The organism is Leifsonia sp. 10L418 (assembly GCF_056395445.1).
In genome coordinates this window covers 39,072-65,533 of record NZ_JBFTJN010000006.1, presented here as the reverse complement: position 1 = coordinate 65,533, position 26,462 = coordinate 39,072, and the positions used below count along the sequence as shown (strand labels likewise).

Here is a 26,462-nt window from a genome sequence, read left to right as displayed (position 1 = left end):
GCGGGCCGGGCGACGTCATCGTCGCGGCCATGCACCGTTGCATTCTGCACACTGTATAGCCATCGTGGCGCCGGATCGAAAACGACCGGCTGAAACGACCAGCTGTCGCGGGCAGAACGACGAATGGGCACCCGCGAATCGCGGGTGCCCATTCAGGCGGTGCCTACGTGTACTGCGGGTTCGGTCAGCTGGCGACCGGGGCTGCGAGCACATCGGCAGCCACCAGTTCGGCGATCTGCACGGCGTTCAGTGCCGCGCCCTTTCGCAGGTTGTCGTTGCTGATGAACAGGGCAATGCCGCGGCCATCCGGTGCGCCCTCGTCCTGACGGATGCGACCGACGAAGCTGTCGTCCTGGCCGGCGGCTTCGAGCGGGGTCGGGATGTCGGTGAGCGTGACTCCCGGCGCATCCGCCAGCAACTCGGTGGCCCGGGCCGCCGAGAGCGGGCGAGAGAACTCGGCGTTGATCGACAGCGAGTGGCCGGTGAAGACCGGAACGCGCACACAGGTGCCGCTGACTCGCAGATCAGGAAGCTCGAGGATCTTGCGCGACTCGTTGCGCAGCTTCTTCTCTTCGTCGGTCTCGTTGGAGCCGTCGTCGACAATGGAGCCGGCCAGCGGGATCACGTCGAACGCGATCGGGCGCGCATAGATGGTGGGTGCCGGCAGTGTGACGGCCGAGCCGTTGTGAACGAGCTGCAGCAGGTTCTCGTCTTCGACCGCAACGCGCACCTGGGTGGCCAGCTCTTCGGCACCGACGAGGCCGCTTCCGGACACCGCCTGGTAGGTGCTCACGGTGAGTCGCTCGAGCCCGGCTTCCTCGTGCAGCACCTTGAGCACGGGCATGGCCGCCATCGTGGTGCAGTTCGGGTTCGCGATGATTCCCTTGACGGCCTGCTTGATGGCGTGCGGGTTGACCTCGCTGACGACGAGGGGAACCTCGGGGTCCATCCGCCAGCCCGACGAGTTGTCGATCACAGTGACGCCGGCCGCGGCGAAGCGGGGGGCCTGGGCCTTCGAGAGCGTGGCACCGGCAGAGAAGATGGCGATGTCGAGTCCGGTCGGGTCGGCGGTCGCCGAGTCTTCGACGACAATCTCCCCGTCTTTCCAGGGCAGAACCTTGCCGGCGGAGCGGGCCGAGGCGAAGTAACGGATGCTGGCAACGGGGAAGTCGCGCTCTTCGAGCAGGCGGCGCACGACGGCTCCGACCTGTCCGGTGGCTCCGACGACGCCGATGTTGATTCCTGCGGTGCTGGTCACTGGTGCTTCCTTACTGTCGAAACTGTCGTTCTCGGTAGTTCTCGTCGCTTCCGCGTTGGTAACTCCGGTCATTCTTGCAAAACCACCCGAATTCGGCCTGAGTCAGGCACTTGAGGGAGGCATTACCGGAGTTAGCCACACAACCCGAGGTGCCGGGTGTGAACTCTGTGGCGAGGCGGTGCGGGCGACGCAGCCTAGCGGCCGGTGCCGCCGTGGACCTGCGCCTCGGACTCGGCGTCGAGGCCGAACGAGGTGTGCACGATGCGGAGCGCGGTGTTGACGCTGTCGGCCCGGACGACGACCGAGATGCGGATCTCGCTGGTGGAGATCATCTCAATGTTGATTCCGGCGTCTGAGAGCGCTTCGAAGAGCTTGGCCGAGACACCCGAGTTGGTGCGCATACCGGCGCCGACGAGCGCGAGCTTGCCGATCTGGTCGTCATACTGCAGCGACTCGAAGCCGGCTTCGTCCTTCTCGGCTTCCAACGCCTGCATGACGCGGTGGCCGTCGTTCATCGGAACGGTGAACGAGATGTCGGTGCGACCAGTCACGGCCGACGACACGTTCTGCACGATCATGTCGACGTTGGCGTTCGTCTTGGCGACGATCTTGAAAATCTGTGCGGCCTTGCCCGGGATGTCGGGCACGCCGACAATCGTGATCTTGGCTTCGCTGAGGTCGGCGGCAACGCCGGCAATCATCGGGTTTTCCACGACAGTCTCTTTTCTCTCTGACACGGCTTCGTCGTTGCTCGTGATCCCCCGGTCGGTGGCGCTGTCCGGGTTGTAAACGATGGTGCCTTCGTTGTTGTTGAACGACGAACGCACGTGCAGCGTCACGTTGTGACGTCTGGCATATTCCACGGCGCGAATATACAGAACCTTGGCTCCGTTGGCCGCGAGTTCGAGCATCTCTTCGCTCGTGATGCGGTCGATCTTGCGGGCCAGGGGAACGACGCGGGGGTCGGAGGTATACACGCCGTCGACATCCGTGTAGATCTCACAGATGTCGGCGTCGAGCGCCGCGGCCAGGGCGACGGCTGTGGTGTCTGAGCCACCGCGACCGAGCGTGGTGATGTCTTTGGTGTCGCGGTTGAAGCCCTGGAACCCGGCGACGATGACGATGGCGCCCTCGTCGAGGGCCTCGCGCAGGCGCACCGGAGTGACGTCGACGATGCGGGCTGAGCCGTGCTGGGCGTCGGTGATCATGCCGGCCTGGCTGCCGGTGAAGGAGCGGGCGTCGTGTCCGAGGCTCTTGATCGCCATCGCAAGCAGCGCCATCGAGATGCGCTCTCCGGCGGTCAGGAGCATGTCCAGCTCGCGCGGAGCAGGAATCGGGGTGACCTCGTGCGCGAGGTCAAGCAGCTCATCAGTCGTGTCGCCCATGGCGCTCACGGCGACGACCACATCGTGGCCGGCCTTTCGGGTCTCGACGATCCGCTTCGCGACGCGCCGAATGCCCTCAGCATCGGAGACGGACGACCCGCCGAACTTTTGCACGATCAAACTCACGTGGCACTCCTGGGGTTGGGATGTCCGAGCACGGCTCGGACTTCCATCCTAAGTGCTGGCATATTCCGTCGAAGCCATGTGACGAAGGCCGCGCTGCCGGACCCGGAACGCGTTGCATGAGCTGCGCGAGTGGGACAAAACGGGCGGACGCTCGACCTCGGGAGAGGAGTCACGGACGGCCACGCTCGCGCGCTCTGCTAGGCGCCGACGACCCGTCGGCCTTCGAACGCTCGACCCAGCGTCACTTCGTCGGCATACTCGAGGTCTCCGCCGACGGGCAGGCCAGAGGCCAGTCGGGTGACCCGAATCTCCAGCGTGTTGAGCAGCCGCGACAGGTAGGTCGCCGTGGCCTCGCCCTCCAGGTTGGGGTCTGTCGCAATGATGACCTCTTGAACAGTGCTGTCGGCCAGTCGCTGCATCAGCTGACGGATGCTGAGATCGTCGGGTCCGATCCCGTCGATCGGGCTGATCGCCCCGCCGAGCACATGGTAGAGACCACGGAACTCACGGGTGCGTTCGATCGCCACGACATCTTTGGCTTCTTCGACGACGCAGATCAGCGCCGGGTTGCGACGCGGGTCACGGCAGATGCTGCAGGTCTGCTGCTCTGACACGTTGCCGCATATGTCGCAGAAACGCACTTTCTCTCGCACTTCGAGCAGCACGTTCGCGAGGCGTGTCACATCAAAAGTCTGCGTCTGCAGGATATGGAACGCGATACGCTGTGCTGACTTCGGACCGATGCCGGGCAACCTGCCCAGCTCGTCGATCAGTTCTTGAACAATGCCTTCATACATGCGTTAATCGCCTCTCGGTCGGGGTGCCGAGTTGTGCGGCTGCTCTTCAAGGAAGGTGGCGCCGAGAATCTCGCGCACCACCGATTCGCCGTAGCGCTGCTTCTCACCGAAGGCCGGTGCGTTGCCCTGGGCGGAGGCGGCGGGGCGCTTGATCGGGACCGACGGGGCGACCGTCGGGGTGACCGGAGGGCGCTGCGATTCGGCCGCCGCTGCGACAGGGGTGGCTGCCGTCGGCGCCGAAACCGACGAGGCGGGAACGCCCTGCGGCCGGGCAACCGGCGGGATCGAGGTCGGCGGGATCGAAGTCGGTACGGACGCCGGGCCGCTCATCTCGTCGGGAGCGACGAAACGGTCGGTCGGTGGCTCGGTCTCCGGCGGGACGTCGTCATCGAAGGGCGGCGGCTCTTCGTCGAATGGCGGTTCGTCGGCCGACGGACCGTCCGACGGAGCGCCGGCCGGCCGGGCTGCCGAAGTGGCAGATGCTCCGGCGGCCGATCCCTCGGCGGTCGCAGTGGGTGCCGATGCATCGGCGGCACCGGGAATCGCCACTGTTGCCCAGCCGCTGCCCGAGGAAACCGTGCGGCCGGCGGGCGCGGTTGGCGCTGCCGCCGAGTCACCGGTTGACGGAGTGGGTGAAGCAGCCGCAGCCGTCGTGGCCTTTGCCGCTGCCGCTGCCGGAACGGATGCTGCCGGAACCCGTGGCGCCGCGGCATCCGTCGCCCCACTCGTGCGTGTGGGCGGGACGGCCGCTGCGCCGGTGTCGGCACGCGCGATGAACTTCACCCGGAGTCCGAGCACCTCGATAATCGCAGCGCGCAGGTAGTCGCTCACTCCGGTGTTCGTGGGCTGCTGCTGCTTGAAGCTCGTCACGTCGCTCTCACTGGGGAACGACAAGACGAGGATGTCGTCACCGCGGAGCTCGAGCACGCTCGCCGTGAGAATGATCAGCCAGGCGCTCAGCTTGGCCGTCTTGACCTCGTCGAGAATCTCAGGCCAGGCGTCCTTGATCTGCGCAACTGTGACGGGTCCGGTCGGCAGCACGCGTGCCGGGGCGGCCGCGGCCGAGGCCGGGGGTGCGGACTCGGCCGGAGCAGATTCCACCGACGCGCCGGGAGTCGCCGTCGTCGCGGCCGGGCTCGACGAAGCTGCGGGTACCGGCACGGTCGCCGGCGCTGCACCGGGTGTCGCCGCAACGGGAGCGACAGCAACCGGAGCCGAGGCTGCGGGAGTCGAGGCTGCGGGAGTCGCAACGGGCGCGGGTGCTGCCGAAGGAGCAGCGACCGGTCGCGCAGGCACGGTCTGCCCACTGGGCGCCGCACTCTCGCCGCCGTCGACCCCGATGCGTCGTTCGAGCCGCTCAACACGGGCCAGCGCGCCCCGGTTCGAGTCGTCGCTGGCCGGGATGAGCGTGCGCGCAACCATCAGCTCGAGGTGCAGACGCGGCGAGGTGGCCCCGCTCATCTCGCTGAGCGCGGCGTTCAGGATGTCGGCGGTGCGTGACAGCTCGGCCGGGCCGAATTTCGACGCTTGCACGGCCATCCGGTCAAGTTCGTCTTGCGGCACTCCGCGCAGCACAGCCGCGGCGGCGGTCGCCGACGTTGCGGCAACAATAATGAGGTCGCGCATCCGCTCAAGCAGATCTTCGACAAAGCGGCGCGGGTCTTGACCGGTCTGGATCACCCGGTCGACGGCGTCGAACGCCGCAGACGAGTCACGGGCGCCGATCGCGTCGACGGCATCGTCAAGCAGAGAGGCGTGGGTGTAGCCGAGTAGGGCGACGGCGCGCTCGTACTCGACCGAGTTGTCGTCGGAGCCGGCCATCAACTGGTCGAGCAGCGACAACGTGTCACGCGGCGACCCGCCCCCGGCCCGCACAACGAGGGGAAGAACGCCGGGAGCGACCTTCATTCCCTCGCTCTCGCAGAGCCCTTGCACATACTCCAGCATCGGTGCCGGCGGCACCAGCCGGAACGGATAGTGGTGGGTTCGCGAACGGATGGTGCCGATCACCTTGTCGGGCTCGGTCGTCGCGAAAATGAACTTGACGTGCTCCGGCGGCTCTTCGACGATCTTGAGCAGGGCGTTGAAGCCCTGCGGCGTGACCATGTGCGCCTCGTCGAGGATGAAGATCTTGTAGCGGTCACGGGCCGGAGCGAAAATGGCGCGCTCACGGATGTCGCGGGCGTCGTCGACACCGTTGTGGCTGGCCGCGTCGATCTCGACCACGTCGAGGGATCCGCTCCCGTCGCGGGACAACTCAACGCAGCTCGGGCAGACGCCGCACGGAGTGTCGGTCGGCCCTTCAGCGCAGTTCAGGCAGCGGGCCAAGATGCGGGCGGATGTCGTCTTGCCACACCCCCGCGGGCCGCTGAACAGGTAGGCATGATTGACCCGGTTGGTGCGCAGTGCCGTCATCAGCGGATCGGTCACCTGCGACTGCCCGATCATCTCGGAAAATGTCTCTGGCCGGTAACGGCGATACAGGGCTGTAACCACGATTCAATCGTAGTCGGAGCCGCTGACAGAGCGCCCCGAACGGCACCGGTGACTCACCGCTCCCCAACTCACGGTGCACCACTCGCGCATCCGTCTCCCTCCCCGCGCCGCTCCCCACCATTCGATGGAGATTTTTCGGGATGTCGCCGCAGAACGGCCGCAACGACCGCGCGGCCGGCACACTCTCCGTCGAATGGTCGCTATGGCGCGAGCGACGGCATCGGCAGCCCGAACACCTCGGCGAGCGCGAGCCGCGCTGCGTGGAATCCGCCCATACCGTGCACGCCCGGACCGGGCGGGGTCGCGGCCGAGCAGAGATAGAGGCCGGGGGCGGCCCGCCACGGTTTGGTCGACAGCACCGGACGCGCCAGTAGCTGCAGGAAGCTTGCGGCGCCGGTGGCGATATCACCGCCGATGAAGTTGGCGTCGTGACGCTCCAGCTCGGTCGCAGGTGTCGCCTGCGAAGCCAGGATGACGTCGCGAAAGCCCGGAGCGAAGCGCTCGATCTGCGCGGTGATCGGCTCGGTCATGTCCCGGTCCGACCCAGCCGGAACGTGGGTGTACGCCCACAGGGTGTGCTTCCCGGCGGGCGCCCGCGTCGCGTCGAACAGGCTCGGCTGCGACACAAGCACGTACGGCGAGCGTGCGTATTTGCCCTTCGCAACGGCAGTTTCGGCGGCCGCGACTTCGGCGCGCAGTCCCCCGACGTGCACGGTGCCCGCCTGGCGCAGGTCGGCGTTCGTCCAGGGCACGGGCGCGTTCAGCGCGAAGTCGACTTTCGATGCGGCGTTGCCGTTCCGAAACCGCCGCAGCGCGCGCCGATATCCCGGTGCGAGCCGCTCCCCTGCGAGGTGCTCCAATTGCCGTGCCGAGGTGTCGAAGAGGATGGCACGCGCCGCGGGCAGTTCGGCGAGCGAGCCGATGCGACGGCCGGTCTCGATAACGCCGCCGTGGGCCGTGAAATCTGACGCCATCGCATCCGTGATCGCCTGTGAACCGCCCACGGGAACCGACCATCCGACGCTGTGCGCCAGTGTGGCCAGGAGCATCCCCGAGGCGCCCGCACCGAGCGTCGAAAGCGGGCCGATCGAATGCGCGTACACCCCGGCGAGCATGGCCGGAGCGACCTCATCCCGAAAGCGCAGCCCGGCGAGGGGCGAACCCTGCTCGAGCGCGCGCAGGCCGTAGGCCGCCGCAGTGAACGGATGCCGCGGCACCGGCAGCATGGGCGAGGTCACGAACTCGGCGACCCGCTGACCGTTGTCGACCAGCGGTTTCAGCAGGCGCGACCAGGCGGCGCCGTCGCGGCCGAGCCCCTCGGCGGTGCGGGCGAGATCGCGCCAGGCGATGCCGGCCCGGCCGCCGTCGAGGGCGTGCCCGTACGAGATCTCGGGCATGACGAACGACACCCGCTCGGTCAGGCCGAACTGCTGAAAGAACGGCGAAGCGAACGCCATCGCATGCACGGCCGAACCCCAGTCGTGCAGGAACCCGGGCTCGGTCAGCTCGAGCGTGCGAGCGCCGCCGCCGATGGTGTCTTCGGCTTCGTAGACGCGCACCGAGAGCCCGGCGCGCGCGAGCACGACGGCAGCGGCAAGCCCGTTCGGCCCGCTCCCGATGATCGCGACGTCAAGTTCGGTCGCGCTGTGCTGCGTGCGCTGCTTGTGCTGCGTGCGCTGTCTCACGTGCGCCTCCCTCTCGCCAGCATAGGTCGCCGTCCGCGCTCTGGGCCTCTCCCTCACTAAACGGTTCTCTCTCCTATCTCCTCTATCTCCTCTATCTCCTCTATCTCCTCTCTCTCCTCTCTCTCCTATCTCCGCATCCTCCCCCGCAGCTCTACGCATCGCCCTTCCGCACGCCTCACTTCGCACGCAAGGGAGGAGATTCTGCGACACACCGTCTCAGGCCGGCCGAAAAGCTCGGCGCGTCGCCGAATCTCCTCCTTTCCGTCATTCGGGCGGACGTACGGCGAATTGATAGCACTCCCCCACCGGTGATCCCGGACAGAGTTCTCCACGGGAATCTGCTCCTGACCATTGCGCTCGACACTCCGAGCGCAGGATGCCGTCATGCGCCAGATACCGGAAAGTCTCATCTGCTCGTTCGGTCACGTCGTGACGACCACCGACCTCACCCGGTGCGGCCTCGCGGCTGGCGACATCCGCGGCGCGATGAGTGCCGGAATCATCCACCGCGTCTCGCGCGGTATCTACGTCTGTCGCCATGCCGACGCAGATCAGGTCGCGGCGGTCACCTCTCACGCCCGAATCACCTGCCTGACCGCCTTGCGCCGCGCCGGCGTCTGGGCCGGTCTCGATCAAGCTCTGCATCTGCAGTTGTCCCCAAACTCACACAGCCCGCTACGACCGGCCCATGATCACGCCGGCCGTTTGATCCGATATCACTGGACGCCGGCGAAGTTCGGCTCGGCAGGAGCGGAATCTTGGCTTGTCGATCCGATGGAGGCTGTGTGGCAGGCGATCCATTGCCTCGATGAAGAGCACGCGATTGCGTGCCTCGAATCGGCAGTTCATGAGAATTACCTGACCGAACAGCAGGTGCGCCGCATCGGCGCACATGCTCCGCGCTACCTGCAACAAGGCATCCGGGAGATGGAATTCACATCGGACTCCGGGCAGGAGACGATTGCGCGCCGTCGATTGCGACAGGTTGGATTTCAGGTCGTAGCCCAGGAGAGGATTCGGGGGCTGCATTACCGCGAAGATCTCGTGGTCGACGACTGCGTCGCGCTCGAGACCGACGGAAAAAAGTGGCACGGACCCGACCGCTTCGAGCCGGATCGGCATCGCGACATCGTATTCGCCGGGTTCGGTCGGGTGTCGCTCAGACTCACTCCGCGCCTGATTCTTCGCGAGTGGCCCTCAACGCTCGCCGCGATCGAGCGCACGGTCAGAGATGCACAGCGATGAAACCTCGCGACCTGAACAACGCAAAGAAGGAGAATCTGCAACACGCCGCCTCAACCCGCCAGAGAAGCTCGGCGAGTCGCCGAATCTCCTCCTTTGCGTGCGCCGAACGAGCAGGTCAGACTTTGCGTGCGCCGACCAATCACGTCAGACGGCAGCCGAAGCCCGCGGCCTCAGACGATCGACGCCACCTGCCGAGCGATCTCCAGCTCCTCGTTCGTCGGAATCACCATCACCGTCACCGGTGCGCCCGCCGGCGAGATCACCCGGGCCGCCCGCGATGCCAGCTCGTTGCGGTCGTTGTCGACCAGGATGCCGAGGTGTTCGAGGCCCGCCAACGCGCGGCGTCGCAGCAGCGCATTGTTCTCGCCGATGCCCGCCGTGAACACGAGCGCGTCGAGCCCACCCAGTTGCGCAAAGTAGGCGCCGATGTAGTGACGGATGCGATGGCGCCAGACCTGCAACGCCAGCTCGGCCGTCTCGTTGCCGTTGATCGCCGCATCCTGAACATCGCGCATATCGCCCATGCCGGTCAGCCCGAGCAGCCCGCTTCGCCGGTTGAGCAGTTCGTCGAGCTCGGTCACGCTCATCCCGGCGGCCCGGTTGAGGTGCACGAGCACGGCCGGGTCGATGTCGCCCGAACGCGTTCCCATCACCAGGCCCTGCAGCGGGGTCATCCCCATGGAGGTGTCGATCGAGCGCCCGCCGTCGACCGCCGTGACCGAGGCACCGTTGCCGAGATGCAGCACGATCGTGCGGGTGTCGGCGAGCGGTTTGCCGAGCAGCAGCGCGGCCTGCTCCGACACGTACTTGTGTGAGGTGCCGTGAAATCCGTAGCGCCGCACCTTGTACTCGCGGGCGATGTCGGCGTCGATCGCGTAGGTGTACGCCGCGGGCGACATGGTCTGATGAAACGCGGTGTCGAAGACCGCAACGTGCGGAACGTCGGGCAGCGCACGACGGGCCGCCCGAATCCCGAGCAGGTTCGCCGGGTTGTGCAGTGGAGCCAGCCGGGCGAGCGCGTCGATCTCGCGCTCGACCTCATCATCGATGAGGGTCGGGCCGTCGAACTCGCTGCCGCCGTGCACGACCCGGTGGCCGACGGCGATCAGGTCGTCGACGTCACCGAGCTTGGCGAGCACGACCCGCATGCCGTCTGCATGGTTGGTGATGAAGGATCCGGGCTCGCCGATGCGCTCGATCAGGCCGGTGACCACCGCCTTCTCTGTCGCCAGGTCGACGAGCTGGTATTTGATCGACGACGAACCCGAGTTGACGACGAAGACGCTGCTCATGCGCTGATCCCTGCCTGAATCGCCGTGATCGCCACGGTGTTCACGATGTCTTGCACGAGTGCGCCACGCGACAGATCGTTGATCGGCTTGAGGAGACCCTGCAAGACCGGTCCGATCGCCACCGCTCCGGCCGAACGCTGCACTGCCTTGTAGGTGTTGTTACCGGTGTTGAGGTCGGGGAAGATGAACACCGTCGCCCGGCCTGCCACGGAGGATGTCGGCATCTTCGTGGCGGCCACGACGGCATCCGTCGCCGCGTCGTACTGAATCGGGCCCTCGACCATCAGCTCGGGGCGGCGCTCGCGCACGAGCGCCGTCGCCTCGCGCACTTTCTCAACGTCGACCCCGGTGCCGGACTCACCGGTCGAATAGGAGAGCATCGCCACGCGCGGCTCGATCCCGAATTGCACAGCGGTCTCGGTCGAGGAGATGGCGATGTCCGCCAGCTGCGCAGCGTCGGGATCGGGGATGACCGCGCAGTCCCCGTAGACGAGCACGCGGTCTTCGAGCGCCATCAAGAACACGCTCGACACCACCATCACGCCCGGCTTGGTCTTGATGATCTCGAACGACGGACGGATGGTGTGGGCTGTGGTGTGCACCGCGCCGGAGACCATGCCGTCGGCCAGGCCGAGGTGCACCATCATCGTTCCGAAATAGGAGACATCCGTCACCTGCTCCCGCGCCTGCTCGAGCGTGACGCCCTTGTGGGCGCGCAGCTTCGCGTATTCCTCGGCGAATCGCATCACGAGCACCGGGTCGTGGGGCGAGAGCACTTCGGCTTTCGAGATGTCAAGACCGAGCTCGATCGCGCGCGAACGCACCTCGAAGGTCTCGCCGAGAATGGTCAGATCGGCGACCTCACGGGCCAGCAGGGTGTGAGCGGCCCGCAAAATGCGATCATCGCCGCCCTCCGGCAACACAATGCGCTTGCGGTTCGACCGGGCGCGCTCCAGCAGCCCGAACTCGAACATGAGCGGCGTGACCACATCGGTGCGGGCCAGGTGCAGCTGGTCGAGCAGAGCGGATGCGTCGACGTGCTTTTCGAACAAGGCCAGCGCCGCGTCGTACTTGCGTTGGGAGTCGGCGGCGAGCTTGCCGCGCGTGCGGGTGATCGCCACGATCGTGTCGTAGGTGCCGAGTTCGGTGCGGATGATCGGCAGCGTTTGCGGCAGACCGTCGAGCAGTCGCTCGATCGGTTCGGGCAGCTCGAAGCCGCCGTTGAGCACGATTCCGGCGATCGACGGGAAGGTACCGGAGGTCTGCGCCATCATCGCGGCCAGCAGCACCTCGGTGCGGTCACCGGCCACGACGAGCACGGCGCCCTGGATCAAACGCGGAAGCACGTTGACCATGCTCATGCCGGCGACGACCACGCCGAGCGCCTCCCGTGCCAGAAGTTCGGGGTCGCCCTTGATCAGCACTCCGCCGGTTGCGGTCATGATCGATTCCATGCTCGGTGCGATCAGGTAGGGGTCTTCGGGAATCACCCAGACCGGCACATTCGGCTTGGCAGAGAGGATCGCGGCGCGCACGGTGTCGAGCTCGTCGGCATCCGCCCGGTTGGCGATGATGGCCAGCAGCGTGGCGTGCGCGAGACGCAACTCGACCAAGGCGAGTTCGGCGATGTCATGCATCTCGCCGGGGTTGCGCGGGTCGGCCTGGCCGAGGCGTTCACCGGAGATCTGGCTGGAGCGCCCACCGAGCACGAGAAGCACGGGGGCGCCGAGGTTGGCGGCGATGCGCGCGTTGAAACTCAGCTCGGTGGGGCTGCCGACATCCGTGTAGTCGGAGCCGACGATGACCACGGCGTCGCATTTCGCTTCGACGGCTTTGTAACGTTCGACGATGCGTGAGAGGGCGGCATCCGCGTCCTCGTGCACCTCGTCGTAGGTGACACCGATGCACTCGTCGTACTCGAGGTCGACGCCGTCATGCCCGATGAGCAGGTCGACCACGTAGTCGCGTTCGGCTGTGGAACGGGCGATCGGACGAAAAACACCGACCCGCTTCACCTGGTGGGAGAGCGTGTCGAGAGTGCCGAGCGCAATCGTTGATTTGCCGGTGTGTCCCTCAACGGACGTGATGTAGATGCTTCGTGCCACAGGTCTACGTTAGCCCGCCCTGTCGGCGGGAACCCTGGGGAATCACATGGAGCTCACAGGTTGCGGTGGGCCCCGATGTAGTACCGCCCTGAGCCCGCGCATCAGGAGTGTGCGACGTTAACCGTGTCACGTAAAGGAGGAGATTCCGCGCCACGCCGAGTCAACCCGCCAGAACATCACGGCGAGTCTCAGAATCTCCTACGAAACGGATGCGGCGGTGTCGGCGGCTGGGTCTGGTCCGCGCCGGGGCGGGGGCCGGGCAAAAATAAAGACTCCTCGCGCACCTGCCAGAGCCCGGTTACCCTTGCTACGTTTCCGTCCTGGGGGAGTTGGCCTGGATGGCACCACGCGAGGAGCCAGCACTCAGTTTAGGTGAGGATTCGCCTCCCCCAAAATCACAGCGCTCAGATCCTGTTCCGACTCTCAGCGAATTCCGCTGTGGACTGCCTCAATCGGGGCGATCTGACGGCCCGCCGGGCCGCTGTGTGGGGCAGGCGGCCACGAGGTGCTCCGGAAACAGGTAGGATTCTTGAGGTCGTTCTCTTCGGGGTGCGGCTTGACAGGAGAATTCGCCTAGTGGCCTATGGCGCACGCTTGGAAAGCGTGTTGGGTGAAAGCCCTCGGGGGTTCGAATCCCCCATTCTCCGCCAACGAGTAAACGCCCGGCCGAAGGTCGGGCGTTTACTCGTTAATAAAGAATTGTGATTCGAGGAGGAGCGAGGGCGAAGCCCGAGCGACGGGGTCCCCCATTCTCCGCCAACGTTGAAATGCCCGTCCGAAGGACGGGCATTTCGGCGTTAACAAGGAATTGTGATTCGAGGAGGAGCGAGGGCGAAGCCCGAGCGACGGGGTCCCCTCTGAATGCACTCAGGATTGAGCAAGCACTGGCTCAGGGTCATGTTTCGCCAGCCAACGGCCGAGAGAGTCAAGCACGGCTAGGCCCGCCACGAGGACTCCTATGCCGATCAGAATCTCAGTGCCGCGGTGCGCCGCCTCGGCACCGATTTGGCCAGGCGGCGAAAGAACGAGAATAAGAGCAAAGGTATACAAGGCGTAGTAACGCCAGTAGCTCTTCTTTTGTTGGCTGAGCGCCAGAACGAAGGCCGCGGCGGCAAGGACGGTAATGACCCATGTCGGCGGCGCCAGCAGCACCACCGGCACTGATGCAATCGCCCCGACCGCTGTCGCAATCGCCTTCTCCCGTACGCGTTCTCGCTTACCCATGATGATGTAGAGGGTAAGGATGAGGATCGGCTCGGGAACCCAGTACGGTTCGGTCCAGCCCAATGCCACGCCGATCGCAGCGGCGCCGCCCAATGCCACGCCCATGACAGCAGCGACAGCACAGGCAAGCCCGATCGACACCCGCTGACCCTCGACAACTCGAGGCGCTCTGAATCGACGGGCGAGGACGAGACCATAAAGCAGGCCTAGAGTGGCGAAAATGCCGTAGGCGACTGCATCTTGTCCCGACGAGACAGGGCCGGCAAATGTGGCGGCGAACGGAAGCATCAGGAGCGATGGCAACCATCCGAACGCAATCCCTGCCCCAGCGAGAACCCCCAACAGAGCTAGCAACGCGACCCACGACCAGCCGTAGCTTGTGAAAGCCCCGAGCGCTGCTGCTGCCCCGAAGGGCACGGCGAGAATCAGCATCCGGCGAGTGCCGCCGACCATGCTGCCGATAACGCCCAAGAGCAACCCGAGTAACAGTGCGTCGGCTGCGAACTTCCCGACGAAAGCGTCCACCAGAACCGCAGGCACGACGACGACGACGAGCACTGCGCCCACGATATGGATCGCCCGACGGGCACCTGAACGATTGCCTGGCGCAGCCGGAATACTCTCGGGCCGACTCATCTAGACATCCTCGGCTCCCCCGACGCAAACCGCTACCCTCTCGCGACCTCGCGGTGCCCACATACGTCCCGTGAGCGTTTCCAGAGTTTCCTCGATGGAGAGTCGAAACCGCCCACGAATAAATCAACCAAGCCGCGGCGCCCGCCGTGGCGGCGGAGGCGGCACTTCCTTGGCCGCGACGATATCGACGAGGTCAACTGTCACCAGGCCGCGCTTGGTGTCGATGGTGCATTGGGTCTCGGTGCGGGCGTGAAGCACACCGAGCGCATCGGTGAATCCACCGGGAATGCGGGTGCGCACAACGAGACGCGTGCCGATCGGCACAGTCGCAACGACATCCGCCGGCCCACTGGTCGTCGGCCCGTTACTCATAGGGCCAGAGCCTACCGGTGAAGCAGCGCCCCCCACTCGGGGCGGAATAGCGCCTGAACATGCATTCGTATGAAATTTGGTGCATACTCGGTGAGAACTGTCGGGGGGCATGGAGTGACGCGAATTGGGGATAGTCCCGAAATCGTGGTTTCACTGCGCCCGCACGGGCATCTTTTCAGGCAGACCGCTGTCGCCGTGTTTCTGCTTCTGACGCCGGTTCTCGCGGTGATCTTTTGGCTCACCATTCCGAACGGCACCTGGCTGGCCGTCGTGGTCGTCGTGCTCGTGCTGATGCTTCTCTTCGGGCTTGGGATGATCGCCTTTTACCGCACAACCATCTGGGTGAGCCGGTCACACATCGCCGAACGCGGCTTCTTCGGCCGGATGACCACCATCCCCGTCGACGCGATCGACGGCATCATGATGCTCGACCTCTACCAATCGGGCACACTCGACACCCACCCCCAGCTGTTCGTCACCGGAGTCGACGGCCGCGTTTTGCTGCGGATGCGCGGCCAGTACTGGTCGCGCGACGACATGGAAACTGTCGCGGACATTCTCGAGGTTCCGATCGTGCACATTCCCGACCCGGTGACCCTGCGGGAACTCAACGCCTCGCGCCCCGAACTTCTGTACTGGTTCGAACGCCGCTTTCCTCGACGCTTGCTCGGCTAGCCCGAGCTCGGGCTGGCGGCGCGTCCGGCGAACGGAGCGTTCGGGCTAACGGCGGCGGCGAGTTCCGAAGATCCCGGCGACGACTCCGGTCAGAATCGTCTTGGTCATCTGCGAACCGAGCACCTCCTCGAGCATAGTCTTCTGCGCCTTCGAACTCGTCCGCGTGCTCGTGCGTGCCGAACCCTGGGTCTCTTTGAGCAGACGGTCGTATTCGGCCTGAGCCTTCTTGTCGGCCTTGGCCTGCTGCTGGGCGGCGGCGGCTTGCTGCTTCTCGAGTTCGGCCGCGGCTTGGGCCGCATCGAGGCTTTGTTGTGCGGCGACCGCTGTCGCATGGGCAGCCTCAAGTTTGCGGGCGAGCATCTCCCGCGCCGAGTCGCGATCGATCGCCGCGCCATACGTCGCGAGCAGCGGAGATGCAGCAACCGTCGCCGCGATCGACGCGGCCGGCGTCGGTGACATCGAACCTTGCGGTGCCCGCAACCGGGTCCAGGCGACCGGGCTCGGCGCGCCCTTCTCGTTCATGACCGTCACGATGGCTTCACCGGTGCCGAGATTCGTCAGCACCTCTTCGAGGTCGTAGCCGGAATTCGGGTAGGTCGACACCGTCGCCCGCAATGCCTTCGCGTCATCCGGGGTGAACGCGCGCAACTGGTGCTGCACTCGGGAGCCGAGTTGGGCGAGCACCTCGCTCGGCACATCCTTCGGCGTCTGGGTGACGAAGAAGATACCGACACCCTTTGAACGGATGAGCCGCACGGTTTGCGTGATCTGCGCCAAGAAATCCTTCGACGCGTCCTTGAAGAGCAGGTGCGCCTCGTCGAAGAAGAAGACCAGTTTGGGCTTGTCCTGGTCGCCGACCTCGGGCAAATCGTTGAACAGGTCGGCAAGCAGCCACATCAGGAACGTGGAGAACAGCGCCGGTTTGTCCTGCACCCCCGGGACCTCGAGCAGACTGACCATTCCGCGCCCGTCGGCCGTGACTTTCAAAAACTCGGCCGTGTCGATCTCCGGCTCACCGAAGAAGACATCGGCGCCCTGGTCGGCAAAGGTGATCAGCTCCCGCAGGATGACGCCGACGGTGGCGCTCGACAGCCCGCCGAGCCCGACGAGCTCCCCCTTGCCCTCGTCGCTGATCAGAAAACTGAGCACCGCCCGCAGATCGGTGAGGTCGAGGAGCGGGAGCCCCGCCGCATCCGCGTAGTGAAAGACGAGCCCCAGACTCGACTCCTGGGTGGGGTTCAGCCCGAGCACTTTCGACAAGAGCAGCGGACCGAAACCGGCGACCGTCGCGCGAATCGGGATGCCGGCGCCGATACCGCCGAGCGAGAAGTATTCGGTCGGGCTCGCGACGCCCGCCCAATTCTGGCCGATGCCCGAGGTGCGGGCGAGAAGTTTGTCGTTCGGCTCGCCGGCCGTGGCGATGCCCGACAGATCGCCCTTGATGTCGGCGGCGAACACCGCGACGCCGTGGGCCGAGAGCTGCTCGGCGAGCACCTGCAGGGTCTTGGTCTTGCCGGTTCCGGTCGCCCCAGCGACGAGGCCGTGCCGGTTCGTCATCGCCAGCGGGATGCGGATGGGCACGTCGGGCAGCGCCTCGCCGTTGACAAGGGCGCCCATTTCGAGGGCCGGAGCGTCGAAGGCGTAGCCGGCCCGGATGGCAGTGACGTGTGCGTCGTTGAGGGGAACGGGCGCTGTGTGTGCGGCGACGGGCGCAGGTTCGGCAGCGGGCGGAGCGGCCGGTTTCGCGGGTACGGCGCCCTCCCCCGCGGTGTGCTCGGCAGTGGCGACCGCGGCAGCCTGCTCGCCGGCGGCCATCGCTTGGGCCGCCGCTGCGGCATCCCGAGCCCGCTTCACCGCGGCCTCGGCCTCGGCTTGCGCTTTCACCGCGGCGGCGAGCGCTGCTTCGGCTTCGGCTTGGGCGGCAGCCACCGGATCCACAGCGTCATTCGGGGTCATGGGCCAAATCCTAGACCCGTCGCCGACTGCACGGGCCGGTCAATTTTCGACTGGTCACGCCAGGCGATCCTGGAGCCCCCAGTCCTGGCCGTAGCCGCCATCGGCCACCGCACGCTTCATCAGGTCAAGGAACGGCTTGGCGTCGAACGCCTCCGGGCCGAGCACTCCGATGCCGGTCCAGACTTGGGTTGCCAGCAACTCGAGGGCGATCACCGGGTTGAGTGCGGTCTGCCAGACGACGCACTGGGCGTCGTATTCGGCCATCGTCCACTCGTTGTCGGCCAGGTGATAGAGGTAGACCTCGCGCGGCTTTCCGTCGATTCCAGTGCCCGTCACCCAGACTCCGGCGCAGGTGGTGCCGGTCATTCGCGGGCCGATCGTGGCCGGGTCGGGCAGGGCGGCCGCGACGACATCGCGGGGTGCCACCTCGACCGGCCCAGCGGCGCTCCGCACCCGCACGGGGCTGACGCTATCGAGACCGAGCAGGTGCAGCGTCTTCAGCACACCGATGAACTCGTTGCCCAGCCCGTATTTGAAGGTGACCCGTTTCGCATCCAGCCAGCGCGGCATCAGCAGCACCTCTTCATGCTCGACGTTGACGCACTCGACCGCCCCGATTCCGCCCGGAAAGTCGAACATCTCCGGCTCGCTGAACGGTTCGGTCGTGAACCAGCCCTTGTCCTTCTCGAAAATCACCGGCGGGTTCAGGCATTCCTCGATGGTCGTCCAGATGCTGAATGACGGGGCGAAGATCTCGTCGCCATTCTCATCGCGCACGACGAGGTTGGCGCCGTCGCGGGTGCCCAGCTCGTCGATCTCGCTGAAGAGGTGGTCGGCGGCGTAGCGCGCGAAGACATCCGAGAGTCCAGGTTCGACGCCCATCCCAACGAGGGCGAGCCGGCCGGCCGTCTCCCAGTCTCCGGCCTGGGCGAATTGGTCGTCGCCGAGTTTGACACCGGTCAGGCTGTGCGGATGCGTGGGGTGCGGCTCCGAGAGACTCATCGCCATGTCGAGGTAGTCGGCTCCGGCGGCGAGAGCCCCGGCAAAGATCGACGGCACGAACTTGGGTTCCACCGCGTTCATCACGTGGGTGATGCCGTGCTCGCGTGCCAGCGCTGCCACCTTCTCCGAGTCGCCGGCATCGATCTGCGCTGCAACGAATCGGTTCGCGATCTCCTCACCGTGACGAGCAGGAATGGAAGCGACGGTGCGTTCGGCCCTGGTCAGGTCGTAGTCGCTGACGACGATGAGTTCGTAGAACCACCGACGTGCGCTGATCTTTGCGATGGCGTCGCCGACTCCGCCGGCACCCACGAGAAGAATCTTCATGGCCCCGACGCTATCGCGGGGCATCCGCCCCGGCCAGCCCCCGGTGCACCTCCCATTCGACGGAGATTTCTTGTACCTAACCGTCGAGATTCAAGGTTCAGCCGCACATGACGATGAATCTCCGTCGAATGGGCGGGTGCGCGCTCGTGCCCAACGGGCAGTGCGGCGGCCGTGCGAAGCGCTCTACCGGGATTCGGGAATGCCCGGTTGACGTTTGCCTGCGAGAGCCGACTCGGCCTGAACCTTGGGGCCGAGCGCCGCCCAGAGCACCAGCGCGACACCGACTCCGAGCAGCACTCCTCCCACGGTGTCGCTCAGCCAGTGCGCACCGAGATAGTTTCGGCTCAACATCATGAGGGCCGTGTACACGGCCCCGGCGACAGCTACCCACACCCGGGGAAAGACGATGAAAAGCACGGCGGCCATGACCGCTGCGTTCGCCGCGTGCCCCGACGGGTAGGAGCCGAAGTCAGAATGCACGAGGATCTCTTCGGGGCGGGCCCGGCCGAAGAGGTGTTTGAGCACTTGTACGAGTCCGGCGCCGAGCACCGTGGCGATCAGGTAGTAACTCGCGGTCCACGGGCGTTTTGCCAGCAGGAACGCCACGGCGATCGAAATCGGCACGATGAACGTGGCGATGAGACCGCCGCCGACCGCGTTGAAGACAAGCGAAACGTTGATCCAGAACGTCGTGCGCAGCGCGAGGAGCGTGTTCATCCAGGCCGCGTCGACGGCCAGCGGCAGACCCTGGTTTCCGGTCGTGATGTATGCGCCGAGGACGACCGCGAGCACCAGCAACACGATCCCGGCGCCGAGTGCCCAGACCCGGGTCATCCGTTTCATTGTGCCTGGCGCCGCCGACCCCGCCGGCCCCGTCGAACCGAGTTCGTCGCGCGCGTACTGTCCGTCGTGCGCATGTTCTTGCATGCCTCCATGCTAGGTGCGCCCCGACGAGTCAGTGCGTGAGCGCCGGCACCGTGACCGGGCGCACGACGGCCCAGAGCACGACAATGCCCACCACCGATGTGGCGATCATCACAACGCCCATCGACGCGGCGCTGCCGACCCCAATCAACCCGACAACCGGCGAGATCAAGCCGGCGATTCCGAAGTTCGCGGCCCCGAGCAGAGACGCCGCGGTTCCGGCCTCGTGACCGTGCGCGTTGAGGGCGAGCACTTGGGTGCACGGAAAGGTGAAGCCGCAGGCGGTGATGAAGAACCAGAGCGGAATCAGCGTTCCCCAGAGGCCGGCCCCGGCCAGGTCCAACACGACGATGGCCGTCGCCGTGATCCCGAGGGTGGCCGTTGCCATCACCAGAATCCACTGCGGTCCGACGTTCAGCCGGTGCATCAGATAGGAGCTGGTCTGCACGCCCACGATGACACCGAGCGAGTTGATCGCGAAGAGGAGTCCGTATTGCTGCGGGGTGAACAGATAGACCTGTTGGAACAAGAACGGGGATGCCGCGAGATAGGAGAACAGACCGGTGAAAGTCATTGCGCCCACGATCGCCACCCCGACAAAGACCTTGTCGGAGAGCACAGCCCGATAGCGCTGCCCGAGCGTGCTGTGCCCGGCCACATGCCGTTCGGCGATGGGAAGGGTCTCGACGATCCACAGGGCGACAGCGAGAATCACGACGGCGCCGTAGGCCGCGAGCACCCAGAAGATGCCGCGCCAGTTCATCACCAGGAGCAGCTGTGAGCCGAGCACCGGCGCGATCACCGGCGCGAGTCCGCTGATCAGCGCCAGACGCGAGAGCATCTTGACCAGCGGCTTGCCGCCGAACAGGTCACGCACCATCGCCATCGCGACAACTCCGCCGGCCGCGGCGCCGAAGCCCTGCAACACGCGGAACAGACTCAGCCAGAGAATGTCCTGCGACATCGCGGCACCCACACAGGCCAGCACGTGAAACCCCGTCGCGAGCAGCAGCGGCAGCCGGCGGCCGACCTTGTCGCTCCACGGACCGACGACAAGTTGCCCGAAGCCGAAGCCGAGCATGGTTCCGGTCAAGGTCAGCTGGATGGCGGCGGCCGAGACACCGAGATCGGCCTCGAGAGTCGGAAAGGCCGGAAGGTAGAGGTCGACGGTGAACGGGCCGAGCGCGGTGAGCGCCCCCAGAACGATGATGTAGATGATCCGCTGGCCGCGCGACAGAGCGTCGCCCGGGTGGTGAATGATGCTCACGTGGCTGTGTCCTTGAGGTGGTGGGTGAACAGGGGCTCTGCTCCACGCGTCACTCAGGTCATGCAGCGGGAGGCGAATCTGGCCGGCTCCGCGCCGGCCGCCAGATCTGCACTACTTCGTCATCGAATCGATTCGATTGTGGCTGCGCTGAGTCTATCCGAAGGCTGCCAACGCGCAGCGCGTCGACTCAGATTGGTGTCGGCGCGTCGGCTGAGCAGCACGGCGAACGCGTGGTGCTAGCCTCACTTCTCACGAGCGCTGCAGTCCAGAGCGGGGACGCGGCCGGTCAGCGCGGACTCCTGGATGGCGCGGCTTCGACACCCACGCCCGCCCCTTCCCCGCGAAAGTCGGTTCCACCATGCACGTTGATCTCTCCGCTCCACTCCTGCCCGATTACCGCAGCAACCAGGTTGATCCACCGGATTTCGATCAGTTCTGGTCAGACACCCTCACCGAATCGCGCAGCCGCGCGGGCGACGTGAGCGTGGTTGCCGTCGACAGCCCGCTGACCAGCATCGACGTCTTCGACGTGACCTTCTCTGGCTTCGAGGGGCAGCCAATCCGGGCGTGGTTGCGCGTGCCGGCCGGGGCGAACGCGCCACTTCCCGCCATCGTCGAATTCATCGGCTACGGCGGAGGTCGCGGCCATGCGCTCGAAGACCTGCTCTGGGCATCCGCCGGCTTCGTCAGTTTTCACATGGACACCCGTGGCCAGGGCTCGGGGTGGAGCAGCGGGGACACCCCCGATCCGGCGGGCACGGGCCCGCAGTCCCCCGGCCTGATGACCCGCGGGATCGATGCCAAAGAGACCTATTACTATCGCCGCGTGTTCGCTGATGCGGTGCGTGCGATCGAGACGGTGCGCGGTTTTGAGATTGTTGATGCCTCTCGAGTCGCGGTCTTCGGTCGCAGCCAAGGCGGCGGGATCAGCCTCGCCGTGAGCGGCCTCGTCCCCGGTCTCGCCGCCGTTGCCCCCTGCGTCCCGTTCCTCTGCGACTTCCCCCGGGCGACCGTTGTGACGGATGCCTACCCCTACAAGGAGATCGGCTCCTATCTGGCGGTGCACCGCGACAAAGTCGAGAGCGCACACGGCGTTCTGGCCTACTTCGACGGCGTCAATTTCGCCAAGCGCGCCAGCGCCCCTGCCCTGTTCTCGGCGAGCATGATGGACGACGTCTGCCCTCCGTCGACCGTTTACGGCGCCTACAACGTCTACGGCGGCGACAAGGAGATCTCGCTCTGGCAGTACAACGGGCACGAGGGCGGAGGAATCCTCGATGAAGAACGCGCGCTCGCCTTCTTCACCGCGGCCTTCAAGCGGGTGGAGTCAGCGACCGCCTGATCACGTCGTCGGGGTCGCGGTGAGTGGGTCGGCGAGGAGCGCCTGGAAGGCCGCTTCCGCTGCTCCGACCATCAGTCGGTCTTCGCCCAGGGCCGCAACACGAATCTCGATGCCCTCGAAGGCCGCGGGAATAGCCTGTGCCGCGACGGCGGCGTGAAGCGCATCACTGTCGCTCAGCGCAATCGTCGCGAGAAAACCTCCAAGCACGACGAGTGAGGGATTGAGCACGTTGATCGCGTTGCAGAGCGCCGTGGCGAGGATGCGCCGTTGCCGGGCGAGCTCCTCCGTCACTTCCACCGTGTCGGAGTCCCGGAGCGCTCGTTCGAGCGCCGGCTCGTCGGCAGCGCTCAGCCCGACGACGTCAAGCAATCGCGAGCGGCTGACCTCATCTTCGAGAACCCCCTCGCCGTGCCGGCGGCTGTCCGCCGCGGAGATGCCGGGCCGATTCTGACCGAACTCGCCCGCATATCCGCCGGCTCCACCGACGGGGCGGCCGTTCACGATCAGGCCCCCGCCGATTCCACTCGCGCCACCGTTGAGGTAGACGACATCATCACAGCCACGACCGGCACCGAACAGGTGCTCGGCCAGCACGCCGAGGCTCGCGTCATTGCCGACGACCGTCGGCAGTCCCGTCGCCGCCCCGACCAACGTGCCGATGGGCGCGTCAGACCAGTAAAGGTGCGGCGCCCAGCGCACAAGTCCGTCAGAGGCCCGAACCAATCCGGGAATCGCCAGCCCGCAGGCGACAAGCCGGGAATCGCGGAGCTCTGATTGGCTCCACCGAACGATCGTGGCGGCAACGAGGCTCGCCGTCTCGTCAGGGCTGATGACGTGGTCGACGTCAATGCGCTCACGAATGATCACACGTCCACCGAGGCCGACCGCGGCAATCGTCACCGCATCGACTTCGGGGTTGACGGCGATCACCGCGATGCGCTCATCAGCGGCGACGACCGGCGACGGCCGACCGACGCGATTGGTGGGATCTGGGGCCAACTCTGTGACGAGCCCGAGCTCGACAAGCTCGCCGACGAGCGTGGCGATCGTCGATCGATTGAGACCTGTCGTCTGAGTCAGTTGGGCTCTCGAGAGACGAGCGTGCTGGTGAACCAGCCGGAGCACTTTCGAGAGGTTTCGGCGATGCACGCCGTCGAACGGCGCTCCGGTATCTACCACCATCCCACCATAGGACGTCAGGCGAGGGATCCGACCGTGTCACGCACCGGGGCCCTAGCGCCAACACCCTCACCCCTGTAATATGTTCTAACGCACAACAAATCATCAATGAAGCTGAAGGACGCACCCTCATGGCCTTGACACCCACCCCCGCTGACAAGTTCTCCTTTGGTCTGTGGACCATCGGCTACAACGGGACCGACCCGTTCGGCGGCCCGACCCGCCCCGACCTCGACGTGGTCGAGGCCGTCACCCGCCTTGCCGAGCTCGGCGCGTACGGGCTCACCTTCCACGACGACGACCTCTTCGCGTTCGGTTCCACCGATGCCGCTCGTCAGAAGCAGATCGACCGCCTCAAGCAGGTGCTCGCCGACACCGGCGTCATCGTGCCGATGATCACCACGAACCTCTTCAGTGCTCCCGTCTTCAAAGACGGCGGCTTCACCTCCAACGATCGTGCCGTGCGCCGGTTCGCCCTCCGCAAGGTTCTGCGCAACATCGACCTGGCCGCTGAGCTCGGCGCGAAGACCTTCGTGATGTGGGGTGGCCGCGAGGGCGCGGAGTACGACGCTGCCAAGGACATCCGTTCGGCTCTCGGCCGCTACCGCGAAGCCGTGAACCTGCTCGGTGACTATGTGACTGACAAGGGCTACGACATCCGCTTCGCAATCGAGCCGAAGCCGAACGAGCCGCGCGGTGACATCCTGTTGCCGACGCTCGGCCACGCCATCGCGTTCATCAACACGCTGGAGCGCCCCGAGCTCGTCGGCGTGAACCCCGAGGTCGGGCACGAGCAGATGGCCGGGCTCAACTTCACCGCCGGAATCGCCCAGGCACTGGATGCCGGCAAGTTGTTCCACATCGACCTGAACGGTCAGCGCGGCGTCAAGTACGACCAGGACCTGGTCTTCGGCCACGGCGACCTGCAGAACGCGTTCTCGCTTGTCGACCTGCTTGAGAACGGTGGCCCGAACGGCGGGCAGGCCTATGACGGACCGCGCCACTTCGACTACAAGCCGTCACGCACCGAAGACATCACCGGCGTCTGGGACTCGGCTGCGGCGAACATGCGCACCTACCTGCTGCTCAAGGAGCGCGCCGCGGCCTTCCGCGCCGACCCCGAGGTGCAGGAAGCGCTGACTGCCTCGCGCGTTCCCGAGCTCGCGCTGCCCACCCTGGCCGCCGGTGAAAGCTACGACGACCTGCTCGCCGACCGTTCGGCCTACGAGGACTTCGACGCGCAGGAGTACCTGGGCGGCAAGGGATTCGGCTTCGTGCGCCTGCAGCAGCTGGCGCTGGAGCACCTGATGGGCGCGCGGGGCTAGCTTTCGGGGGGACCCAATTCAGGAACGGAGGTGTGTCGGCCCGGGTTTCACCGCTCTCGGGGGCCGACACGCCTCTCTGTTCCTGATTTAGGTCCCGTTTTCTCCGCTTTCTCTATTCCCCCTTCACCTCCTAGGAGCCCCCATGCCACGTGTCGCCGGAGTCGATTCCTCGACGCAGAGCTGCAAGATTGTGATTCGCGACGCCGAGACCGGCGCGCTGGTGCGCACGGGGCGCGCGGCGCATCCCGACGGGACCGAGGTTGATCCGGCCGCCTGGTGGGGCGCGCTGCACACCGCAATTGCGGATGCCGGCGGTCTCGACGACGTGTCGGCCATCGCGGTCGCCGCGCAGCAGCACGGCATGGTCGTGCTCGACGAGGACGGCCGCGTCATTCGCCCGGCTTTACTCTGGAACGACACACGCAGCGCACCGGCTGCCGCCGATCTGATCGCCGAGGTCGGCGCCGGCGAACTCGCCCGACGAACCGGTTCGGTGCCCGTGGCGTCGTTCACGATCACGAAACTGCGCTGGCTGCGAGATGCCGAACCCGAGAACGCGGCGCGGGTGGCCGCGGTGGCGCTCCCTCACGACTGGCTGACCTGGCGCCTGCGTGGCTTCGGCCCGGCCGGCGAGAGCGAACTCGGCCCGGTGCTCGAGGAGCTGACGACGGATCGCTCCGACGCGAGCGGCACCGGCTACTGGTCGCCGGTCACCGGCGACTACGACCTCGAGCTGCTCGACGCTGCGCTCGGCCATCGTGCGATTCTGCCGCGTGTGCTCGCCCCCGGGGAGTCGCCGGGGGTCACCGCCGCCCTTCCTTCTGCAGTCGCGGCACGCCCATTCGACGGAGATTTTGGCTCAAACGCCGCCTATTCGGCCGATTCTGACCGCGACGGGGCAGAATCTCCGTCGAATGGGGAACCGACCGACGCTGACGGGACTGACGCCGGGAATGGCGCCGGTGAACGTGCAGGGATTTCTGCCGGGATCGACATCCCCGCCGGGATCGTGATCGGCGCCGGGGCCGGCGACAACGCCGGCGCAGCCCTCGGCCTCGGGGCCGGCACCGGCGACGTCATCGTCTCGATCGGCACGAGCGGAACGGTGTTCGCCGTGACCGGGCAGCCGGCAACGGATGCGACGGGCATCGTCGCCGGGTTCGCCGACGCGGGCGGCGCGTACCTCCCCCTGGTGGCCACCTTGAACGCCGCCCGGGTGCTCGATTCCATTGCCGCGCTACTCGCAGCGGACTTTGACGAGTTCGGAACCCTGGCCCTGGCCGCCGAACCCGGAGCCGGGGGGCTTGTGCTTCAACCCTATTTCGAGGGCGAACGCACGCCCAACCTGCCCGACGCCACGGCATCCGTTTTCGGAATGACCCTCGCCTCAACGACCCGGCCGAACCTCGCGCGGGCCGCGATCGAAGGACTACTCTGCGGGCTGGCCGATGGACTCGACGCCGTGCGCGCGCAGGGGGTGAGCGCCAACCGGCTCTTGCTGATCGGCGGTGCCGCACAGAATCCAGCGGTGCAGGCGATCGCGGCGCAGGTCTTCGCCGTGCCGGTGCAGGTGCCGACGCCCGGTGAATACGTGGCCGATGGGGCTGCGGTGCAGGCGGCCTGGGCGCTGACCGGCACCCGCCCCGCCTGGCCGCTCGCCCTCGTCGCGGCGCCGGCGCCTGATCACCGGCCGGTCATTCGCGAGCAGTACGCCGCGCGTCGCTGACCGACGGCACCCCGCGTTCCGTTCCGCTCTGCCTCATCCGTTCGTCCGTTTCATCCGCTTCACCGGTTGCTAACTCCGGTAATCCCCGGATCCTCCAGTGCTAGCCCGCGGAATTCCG

19 protein-coding genes, 1 tRNA gene and 1 other RNA gene are annotated in these 26,462 nt (G+C 66.3%); 6 read left to right on the top strand and 15 right to left on the bottom strand.

Annotated features, from left to right (window positions below):
- Positions 1 to 184: 184 nt before the first annotated feature.
- From AC1DCF_RS13080 to AC1DCF_RS13060, 5 genes are all read right to left on the bottom strand, one after another.
- A complete protein-coding gene (locus AC1DCF_RS13080; RefSeq protein ID WP_477211382.1) occupies positions 185 to 1,330 on the bottom strand; it encodes an aspartate-semialdehyde dehydrogenase in 1,146 nt (381 codons plus the stop codon).
- A 122-nt stretch (positions 1,331 to 1,452) separates the two neighbouring features.
- A complete protein-coding gene (locus AC1DCF_RS13075) occupies positions 1,453 to 2,769 on the bottom strand; it encodes an aspartate kinase (RefSeq protein WP_477211381.1) in 1,317 nt (438 codons plus the stop codon).
- Positions 2,770 to 2,966: 197 nt separating this feature from the next.
- Complete coding sequence (gene recR, locus AC1DCF_RS13070; protein WP_441790227.1) at positions 2,967 to 3,566, bottom strand: recombination mediator RecR; 600 nt, start codon at positions 3,564 to 3,566, stop codon at positions 2,967 to 2,969.
- A 3-nt stretch (positions 3,567 to 3,569) separates the two neighbouring features.
- Entirely contained in the window at positions 3,570 to 6,062 is a 2,493-nt protein-coding gene (locus AC1DCF_RS13065; protein ID WP_477211380.1) for a DNA polymerase III subunit gamma and tau, read from the bottom strand.
- Positions 6,063 to 6,262: 200 nt separating this feature from the next.
- Positions 6,263 to 7,747, bottom strand: a complete 1,485-nt coding sequence (locus AC1DCF_RS13060) for a phytoene desaturase family protein (RefSeq protein WP_477211379.1) — start codon at positions 7,745 to 7,747, stop codon at positions 6,263 to 6,265.
- Between the two features lie 429 nt (positions 7,748 to 8,176).
- Between AC1DCF_RS13060 and AC1DCF_RS13055 the strand changes: the two genes are divergently transcribed.
- Complete coding sequence (locus tag AC1DCF_RS13055; protein WP_477211378.1) at positions 8,177 to 8,992, top strand: hypothetical protein; 816 nt, start codon at positions 8,177 to 8,179, stop codon at positions 8,990 to 8,992.
- Between the two features lie 170 nt (positions 8,993 to 9,162).
- Here the strand turns inward: AC1DCF_RS13055 and AC1DCF_RS13050 are convergent, their stop codons facing one another.
- The 3 genes from AC1DCF_RS13050 to ffs form a co-directional block, all read right to left on the bottom strand.
- Positions 9,163 to 10,284 carry an acetate/propionate family kinase gene (locus tag AC1DCF_RS13050; RefSeq protein WP_441790231.1) on the bottom strand — a complete coding sequence of 374 codons (1,122 nt, stop codon included), beginning with the start codon at positions 10,282 to 10,284 and terminating at the stop codon, positions 9,163 to 9,165.
- Complete coding sequence (gene pta / locus AC1DCF_RS13045; protein WP_477211377.1) at positions 10,281 to 12,389, bottom strand: phosphate acetyltransferase; 2,109 nt, start codon at positions 12,387 to 12,389, stop codon at positions 10,281 to 10,283. The genes AC1DCF_RS13050 and pta overlap by 4 nt, the downstream gene beginning before the upstream one ends.
- A 264-nt stretch (positions 12,390 to 12,653) precedes the next feature.
- Positions 12,654 to 12,750: signal recognition particle sRNA small type (ffs, locus tag AC1DCF_RS13040), an RNA gene on the bottom strand.
- Positions 12,751 to 12,951: 201 nt separating this feature from the next.
- Between ffs and AC1DCF_RS13035 the strand changes: the two genes are divergently transcribed.
- Positions 12,952 to 13,039, top strand: a tRNA-Ser gene (locus AC1DCF_RS13035).
- A gap of 217 nt (positions 13,040 to 13,256) precedes the next feature.
- Here the strand turns inward: AC1DCF_RS13035 and AC1DCF_RS13030 are convergent.
- Positions 13,257 to 14,171, bottom strand: a complete 915-nt coding sequence (locus tag AC1DCF_RS13030; RefSeq protein ID WP_477211376.1) for an FUSC family protein — start codon at positions 14,169 to 14,171, stop codon at positions 13,257 to 13,259.
- Positions 14,172 to 14,372: 201 nt separating this feature from the next.
- On the bottom strand, positions 14,373 to 14,621 hold the full coding sequence (locus tag AC1DCF_RS13025) for a putative acetyltransferase (protein ID WP_477211375.1): 249 nt from the start codon (positions 14,619 to 14,621) through the stop codon (positions 14,373 to 14,375).
- 144 nt (positions 14,622 to 14,765) lie between these two features.
- On the opposite strand from AC1DCF_RS13025, the gene AC1DCF_RS13020 reads away from it, so the two are divergent.
- Positions 14,766 to 15,296 (top strand): hypothetical protein, encoded by a 531-nt coding sequence (locus AC1DCF_RS13020; protein WP_477211374.1) that lies wholly within the window; start codon positions 14,766 to 14,768, stop codon positions 15,294 to 15,296.
- Positions 15,297 to 15,341: 45 nt separating this feature from the next.
- Here AC1DCF_RS13020 and AC1DCF_RS13015 read toward each other — a convergent pair whose 3' ends face one another.
- The 4 genes from AC1DCF_RS13015 to AC1DCF_RS13000 form a co-directional block, all read right to left on the bottom strand.
- Positions 15,342 to 17,252, bottom strand: a complete 1,911-nt coding sequence (locus AC1DCF_RS13015) for a helicase HerA-like domain-containing protein (protein WP_477211373.1) — start codon at positions 17,250 to 17,252, stop codon at positions 15,342 to 15,344.
- 54 nt (positions 17,253 to 17,306) lie between these two features.
- Positions 17,307 to 18,581 carry a saccharopine dehydrogenase family protein gene (locus AC1DCF_RS13010; RefSeq protein ID WP_477211372.1) on the bottom strand — a complete coding sequence of 425 codons (1,275 nt, stop codon included), beginning with the start codon at positions 18,579 to 18,581 and terminating at the stop codon, positions 17,307 to 17,309.
- Between the two features lie 183 nt (positions 18,582 to 18,764).
- Positions 18,765 to 19,508, bottom strand: a complete 744-nt coding sequence (locus AC1DCF_RS13005) for a phosphatase PAP2 family protein (protein ID WP_477211371.1) — start codon at positions 19,506 to 19,508, stop codon at positions 18,765 to 18,767.
- Positions 19,509 to 19,536: 28 nt separating this feature from the next.
- Positions 19,537 to 20,772 carry a multidrug effflux MFS transporter gene (locus tag AC1DCF_RS13000; protein WP_441790244.1) on the bottom strand — a complete coding sequence of 412 codons (1,236 nt, stop codon included), beginning with the start codon at positions 20,770 to 20,772 and terminating at the stop codon, positions 19,537 to 19,539.
- 358 nt (positions 20,773 to 21,130) lie between these two features.
- On the opposite strand from AC1DCF_RS13000, the gene AC1DCF_RS12995 reads away from it, so the two are divergent.
- Entirely contained in the window at positions 21,131 to 22,114 is a 984-nt protein-coding gene (locus AC1DCF_RS12995; protein WP_477211370.1) for an acetylxylan esterase, read from the top strand.
- Here the strand turns inward: AC1DCF_RS12995 and AC1DCF_RS12990 are convergent, their stop codons facing one another.
- Positions 22,115 to 23,296, bottom strand: coding sequence for an ROK family transcriptional regulator (locus tag AC1DCF_RS12990; RefSeq protein WP_477211369.1), 1,182 nt, complete (start codon positions 23,294 to 23,296; stop codon positions 22,115 to 22,117).
- A 128-nt stretch (positions 23,297 to 23,424) separates the two neighbouring features.
- Between AC1DCF_RS12990 and xylA the strand changes: the two genes are divergently transcribed.
- The gene (gene xylA / locus AC1DCF_RS12985) at positions 23,425 to 24,618 is read left to right on the top strand and encodes a xylose isomerase (RefSeq protein ID WP_477211368.1); all 1,194 of its coding nucleotides are present in this window, start codon (positions 23,425 to 23,427) and stop codon (positions 24,616 to 24,618) included.
- Between the two features lie 142 nt (positions 24,619 to 24,760).
- Complete coding sequence (locus tag AC1DCF_RS12980) at positions 24,761 to 26,344, top strand: xylulokinase (RefSeq protein ID WP_477211367.1); 1,584 nt, start codon at positions 24,761 to 24,763, stop codon at positions 26,342 to 26,344.
- Positions 26,345 to 26,462 lie beyond the last annotated feature (118 nt).

Coding starts and splice junctions, on each gene's coding strand:
- AC1DCF_RS13080 (WP_477211382.1), bottom strand. CDS start 1,330: ATGACCGGAGTTACCAACGCGGAAGCGACGAGAACTACCGAGAACGAC.
- recR (WP_441790227.1), bottom strand. CDS start 3,566: ATGTATGAAGGCATTGTTCAAGAACTGATCGACGAGCTGGGCAGGTTG.
- AC1DCF_RS13050 (WP_441790231.1), bottom strand. CDS start 10,284: ATGAGCAGCGTCTTCGTCGTCAACTCGGGTTCGTCGTCGATCAAATAC.
- AC1DCF_RS13025 (WP_477211375.1), bottom strand. CDS start 14,621: ATGAGTAACGGGCCGACGACCAGTGGGCCGGCGGATGTCGTTGCGACT.
- AC1DCF_RS13015 (WP_477211373.1), bottom strand. CDS start 17,252: ATGACCCCGAATGACGCTGTGGATCCGGTGGCTGCCGCCCAAGCCGAA.
- AC1DCF_RS13010 (WP_477211372.1), bottom strand. CDS start 18,581: ATGAAGATTCTTCTCGTGGGTGCCGGCGGAGTCGGCGACGCCATCGCA.
- AC1DCF_RS13005 (WP_477211371.1), bottom strand. CDS start 19,508: ATGCAAGAACATGCGCACGACGGACAGTACGCGCGCGACGAACTCGGT.
- AC1DCF_RS12995 (WP_477211370.1), top strand. CDS start 21,131: ATGCACGTTGATCTCTCCGCTCCACTCCTGCCCGATTACCGCAGCAAC.
- AC1DCF_RS12990 (WP_477211369.1), bottom strand. CDS start 23,296: ATGGTGGTAGATACCGGAGCGCCGTTCGACGGCGTGCATCGCCGAAAC.
- xylA (WP_477211368.1), top strand. CDS start 23,425: ATGGCCTTGACACCCACCCCCGCTGACAAGTTCTCCTTTGGTCTGTGG.
- AC1DCF_RS12980 (WP_477211367.1), top strand. CDS start 24,761: ATGCCACGTGTCGCCGGAGTCGATTCCTCGACGCAGAGCTGCAAGATT.